Annotated in this window: 2 protein-coding genes; both read right to left on the bottom strand. The window is 72.4% G+C overall.

The features are described from left to right. Positions 1-110: 110 nt before the first annotated feature. Complete coding sequence (locus GYH36_RS18765) at positions 111-4,118, bottom strand: ThuA domain-containing protein (protein ID WP_312028718.1); 4,008 nt, start codon at positions 4,116-4,118, stop codon at positions 111-113. Between the two features lie 99 nt (positions 4,119-4,217). Beyond that, positions 4,218-5,319 (bottom strand): multicopper oxidase domain-containing protein (locus GYH36_RS18770; protein ID WP_203232043.1); only part of this gene is annotated, 1,102 nt, incomplete at its 5' end.

The following is a 5,319-nucleotide window of genomic DNA, read 5'->3' on the forward strand; positions in this document are numbered from 1 at the left end:
TGTCCGCGGGGCCGGCCCGCCGCCCGCGGCGGGCCGCCGGAGCTACCGGGACCCCCGGGCGCGGTTGGCGGGGGGCCCCCGCGGCCTGGGGGCCCCCCCCCCCGGCGGTGCTACAGGTCCGCCACCCGGACGTCGCGGAACTCGATGAGGTCCGCGCTCCCGTGGTTCTGCAGGCCGATGAAGCCGCGCTCGAACTGGCGCAGGTCGGTCGGCGGGTCGCCCGCACGGGACGACTGCTGCCCCGGCGCGTTCTCCCACTCGTTGATGACCACGCCGTTGCGGATGATCGTGTACTGCTGCCCGACCACCCGGATCTCGTACTCGTTCCACTCGCCCTTGGGCTTCTCGCCGCCGGTGTTCAGGCCGACCGGGTCGAAGTTGTAGACCGAGCCGGTCTTCTGGGGCTCGCCCGTCGGACCGTCGTAGATCTGGATCTCGTGACCGCAGTAGATCGCGACCCACGCGGGCGACGTCTGACCCTCGGCGCACTCGGCGTCGCCGGGCTCCTCCGGGTTCGGGAACCGGGTGAACACGCCGGTGTTGGCGTGGTGGTCACCCTCCGAGACGTCGCGGTACAAGAGCTTCACGGAGAAGTCCCCGAGCTCCTCGCCCGCGTACCAGAGCATGCCCAGACCGCCGCTCGACCTCAGCGAACCGCCCGGCTCGAGCGTGAACTTGCCGTCCGGCGCCTGGAACCAGTCGTACAGCGACTCCTGCGTGCCGTCGAAGATCGTGCGGTACCCGCCCGGGTCCACGCCGATCTGCGAGCGCGCCGCCGCGTCGACGAGGCGAGCGCGCTCGCGCTCGTCGATCCGGCTGTCGTCGTACAGGCTCTTGGCGACCGACTCGACGTGCGCGAGGAAGCGGGCGTGGGTGCGCCACTCCTTCTCGTCCTGGAACAGGTCGTTCATCGTGCACGCGCCGAGGTCGAGGTTCTCGACCGTGGAGTCGACGTCGCCGAAGAACACGGTCTCGCGCTCGTCGGGCAGGGTGCACGTCGGCGAGCCGTCGGTCGTGACGGTGGCCGTCGAGCCGTCGGCGTACGTCACGGTGAGCTTCGCCTCGTAGGTCCCGACGCGCGGGTACTTGTGCTTCGGGTTGGCCTGGCGCGAGGTCGAGCCGTCGCCGAACTCCCAGTAGTAGGAGACGCCGCCGGAGCGCGCACCGGTGAACTGCACCGTCAGCGGGTCGCCCTGGATGCTCGTCGCGGACGCGGCCGGCGCCGGGGTCGGGGCCCCGCCGTGGTACGTGATCCGCATGAGCTTCTGGTTCGGGTCGAGGCTGAAGAAGCCGCCCGCGTAGTCGAGCAGGTACAGCGCGCCGTCCGGACCGAACTTCGCGTCCATCCAGCTCTGCAGCAGCCCGTCACCGCGGCCGCCCGGGATGATCTGGCGGAGATCCTCCATGAACGCCGGGGCGCCCGCCTCCTCGACCGTGTCCGGGTCGACCGTCACCGCGACGCGGTTGTTCGGGTTGGACTGGTCGCCGAGGAACCACTTGCCCTCCCAGTACGACGGCCACGCGACGTCGGACTCGGGGTCGACCTGCGACTGGCGGTACGTCGGACCGGACATGACGGCCTGGCCGCCGCCCCGCAGCCACGGGATGGTGTAGGTCGCCTCGTCGTCCTCGTACGACGGGATGCCGTTCCCACGGTCCGGGAACACCGGGCCGCCGCCCGAGGGCGAGTACCAGATCATGTTGTCGCGCACGGGCGGCAGGTCCACGAGGCCCGTGTTGCGCGGCGACGTGTTCTTCGGGGCGTCGCAGTCGTACCAGCCGGTGAGGACGCTCGCGTCCTCGTTGCTCCGGTCGCGGTACGGCTGCTTGTTGCCCATGCAGTACGGCCAGCCCTGGTTGCCCGCGGACGTGATGATCGTCGCGGTCTCGTACTTCGCCGGGCCGAGCTCCGGGTTGGGCAGCGTGGCGTCGGGGCCGACCCACGCGGCCGTCAGCCAGTCGGTGTCCGCGTCGATCTGCAGGCGCGAGATGTTGCGCACGCCCATGACGTAGATCTCCGGCCGGGTCTTGTCGCCCGGGTCGTCCGCCTCGGGGAAGAGGTTGCCCTCGGGGATCGAGTACGTGCCGTCGTCCTCGGGGTGGATCCGCAGGATCTTGCCGTTGAGGTCGTTCGTGTTGCCCGACGTGCGGCGCGCGTCCTGGAAGCTGATCCCCGCGAACTCCTGGGTCCAGTTGTTGCCGGAGTACCCGTTCGAGCCGCCCGAGGAGTTGTTGTCGCCCGAGCCGACGTAGAGGTTGCCCGCGTCGTCGAACGCCATGCCGCCGCCCGCGTGGCAGCAGCTGTGGATCTGCGTCTCCCACTCGAGCAGGTCGACGCGCGTGCTCTGGTCGATCGTCGGGCCCGCCGGGTCGTACGTGAAGCGCGAGATCGTGCGGTGGCCCACGCGGCGCTCACGGTCGATCGACTCGTGCGGCATCCAGTAGACGTAGAGCCAGTGGTTCTCGGCGAAGTCCGGGTCGGGGACGATGCCGAGCAGGCCCTCCTCGTTCTTCACGAGCTCGTCGCCGCTGCCGCGGTTGCCCATGACGTCGAGCGTCGTGAGCAGCGTGACGTCGCCCGTCTCCGGGTCCCACTGGTGGATCGTGCCGCACCCGAGGCCCACGTTCGGGTCTGTCCACGGCACGATCGGGCCCGTGGCGCACGCGCCGCGGCCGATGTAGAACACGGTGCCGTCGGGCGCGATCGTCAGGCCGTGCGGCTCGCCGTTCTGGTCGAGCTCGCCCGGGGCGTTCTCCGCGGACAGGCGCTCGGCCTTGTAGTTCGACGCGATCGTGGCCTGGCAGTCGCCGCGCACGACGCCCGTCGTCCACTGCAGCGCGCCGAGCAGGTGCTCGCGGAACGTCTCGTCCGCCCAGCTCTCGGGCGTGCCGCCCATGCCGGTGAAGAACGAGCGGCCGCCGTCGTAGTCGCGGCACCACGAGACGGGCTGGAACGGCGAGGTCGTCGGGCCGGCGTCCGGGCCGGGCTCGACCGTCGCGACGGTGTGCACGTCACCGGTCGGGTCCTCGGTCCACTCGAGCCACCGGTCCTCGCGGTCCCACGTGAGCGGGAGGTCCGCCGACGCCGGGTGCTGACGGTCGACGAGGTCGACCGTGCGCTCGGTGACGGGGATCTCCTCGTCGGGCTGCTCGACGGAGTCGGGCCCGAACAGCGACAGCTCGGCGAGCTGGACCTCGGAGTCGCCGGAGTTCGCGGTGACGACGAGGCGGTACCAGCCGTACTCGGTCTCGCTGCCGACCGAGAAGGTGCGGCGCTGGAAGCGCTGCGAGAACGTCTCGCCGGTCCGGGAGTCGACGTCGACCCACGTCTGGCCGTCCGTCGAGCCCTGGATCGTCCAGTCCCGCGGGTCGCGCCCCGGGGAGTCGTTCGCCGACGTCAGGCTGTACTCCACCAGCGCGACCGGCTCCTCCATGCGGAGCGTGAGCGTCCCCGCGCGGGCGAACGTCAGCCACTTGGTGCCGGGGTCGCCGTCGACGGCCTTGGGCGGGGTCTCGGCGGCCGGGCTGGTCCCGGTGCCCGTCGCCTCGGCGACCTTCTCCGCGACCGGCGTCGCGCCCGCGATCCGGGCGCCGACGAGGCCCTCGAACCACTTCGACGACTCCTGGGCGCGCGCGGCGTCGCGCACGCCGAGGAACCCGCCGCCCGCGTTGACGTAGGCCTGGAGGGCGGCCTCCTGCGCGCCGTCGAGCTCGACGCCCTCCGAGGAGAGCATGACGACGCCGCGGTACTCGCCGAGCGTCGCGGCGCTGAGCATCGCCGGGTCGGACGTCGCCTCGACGTCGAACCCGTTGGCGGCGCCGATCTCGGTGAGCGCGGCGGTCGCCTCGACGACGGGGTCGTCCTGCTCGCCGGGCGCGCCGTGGAACACGAGCACGCGCACGGACGTGGTGCCCGCCGCGGTGGCGACGGGCGCCGCCGCCAGGGCGCCCGCGCTGACGGCCGCGGTCGTGGGCGCGGTGGCACCGGTCTGGGCCGCCGCCGGGACCACGGCCGCGCTGGCGACGAGCGCGACGCCCGTCAGGCCGACGGTCAGGGCCCGTAGAGCTCCCGGCCGGGAGCGTCCCCTCGCGGGGGAGGTCGATCGTCTGGTCAGCACTCTGGCAACTCCTTCGTCATCGGTGCGACGCTCCCGGTCCGGCCGGGAGCCGATCGTGGCGGCGCCGCGCGGTGCTCGGTGCGGTGCCGCGGTCGTGCGTCAGTGCCCGGCGTGGCCCGAGATGTCGACGACGGCCGGCCCGGTGCCGCCGGCGACGGCGCCGGTGGTGGTGGCCGCGCCGCCGGTCGTCGTCCCGGACGGTGTCGTGGAGTGCCCGGCGTGGCCCTGGAACCGGTCGATCGACTCCTGCGCCCCGGGCGGCATCGAGCCGTCCGCGTTGCGCACGAGGAAGATGCCCGCCATGCCGCCGTCGGAGTGGAACTGGACGTGGCAGTGGTACATCCACGCGCCCGGCCCGACGCCGAGGCCCGCGACGACCTGGAACCCGAACGCGTCGCCCGGGTTGAGGTCCCGGTTGTCCACGACCTGGCTCGGGTCGTACTGGTCCGCGAGGAGCCCGGTGCGGTTGTTCGCCCAGCGGTGGGCGTGCAGGTGGAACGTGTGGAGCTGGTTGCCGTGGCCGATGCAGATGAACTCGACGCGCTCGCCGAGCTTCGCCTCGAACATCGGGGTGTCCGGCGCGACCTTGTTGTTGATGGTCATGTCGTTGAAGACCATCGTGAACTGCTTCTGCGGCAGCACGTCCCCGACCCGGCGCACGACGAGCGCGCCGTACAGCCCGGCCGCGATGCCCTGCGTGCCGTGGTCGCCCCACGCGTGGTCGTGGTAGTGCCAGTAGCCCGCGCTGCCCGGCATCCAGATGCCGCGGTCGCGCGCCATCTTCACGGTCGACCACGTGTACGTGCGCGTCTCGCCCGGCTCGTTGAAGGAGTCGTTGAAGGCGCTGCCGTCGCTGTTCACGTCGTAGTTCACGCCGTGCGGGTGGATCGACAGGCGCTTGTCGGTGGTGTTGACGAGCGTGATCTCGAGCGTCTCGCCCTCCCACATCTCGAGGATCGGGCCGGGCACGGTGGCCTTGCCCGGCTCGAGGCCGTACCCGACGAGCGTGTCGGAGATCCGCTCGGCGTACATCGTGATCTTGCGGACGTCGCCCGCGGCGGTGGCGACCGCCCCGGCGGCGGTCGTCCCGCCGAGCGTCGTCGCGGCCGCAGCCGGCGGTGCGGCCGCCGCCCCACCAACGGCCCCCGCCCGCACGGCCGGCCCCGGGGCGCCGGGGGCGACCCCCGCCCCCGGCAGCCAG

Origin of the sequence: Cellulosimicrobium composti, from assembly GCF_010287905.1 — a bacterium.
GTDB lineage: Bacteria > Actinomycetota > Actinomycetes > Actinomycetales > Cellulomonadaceae > Cellulosimicrobium > Cellulosimicrobium composti.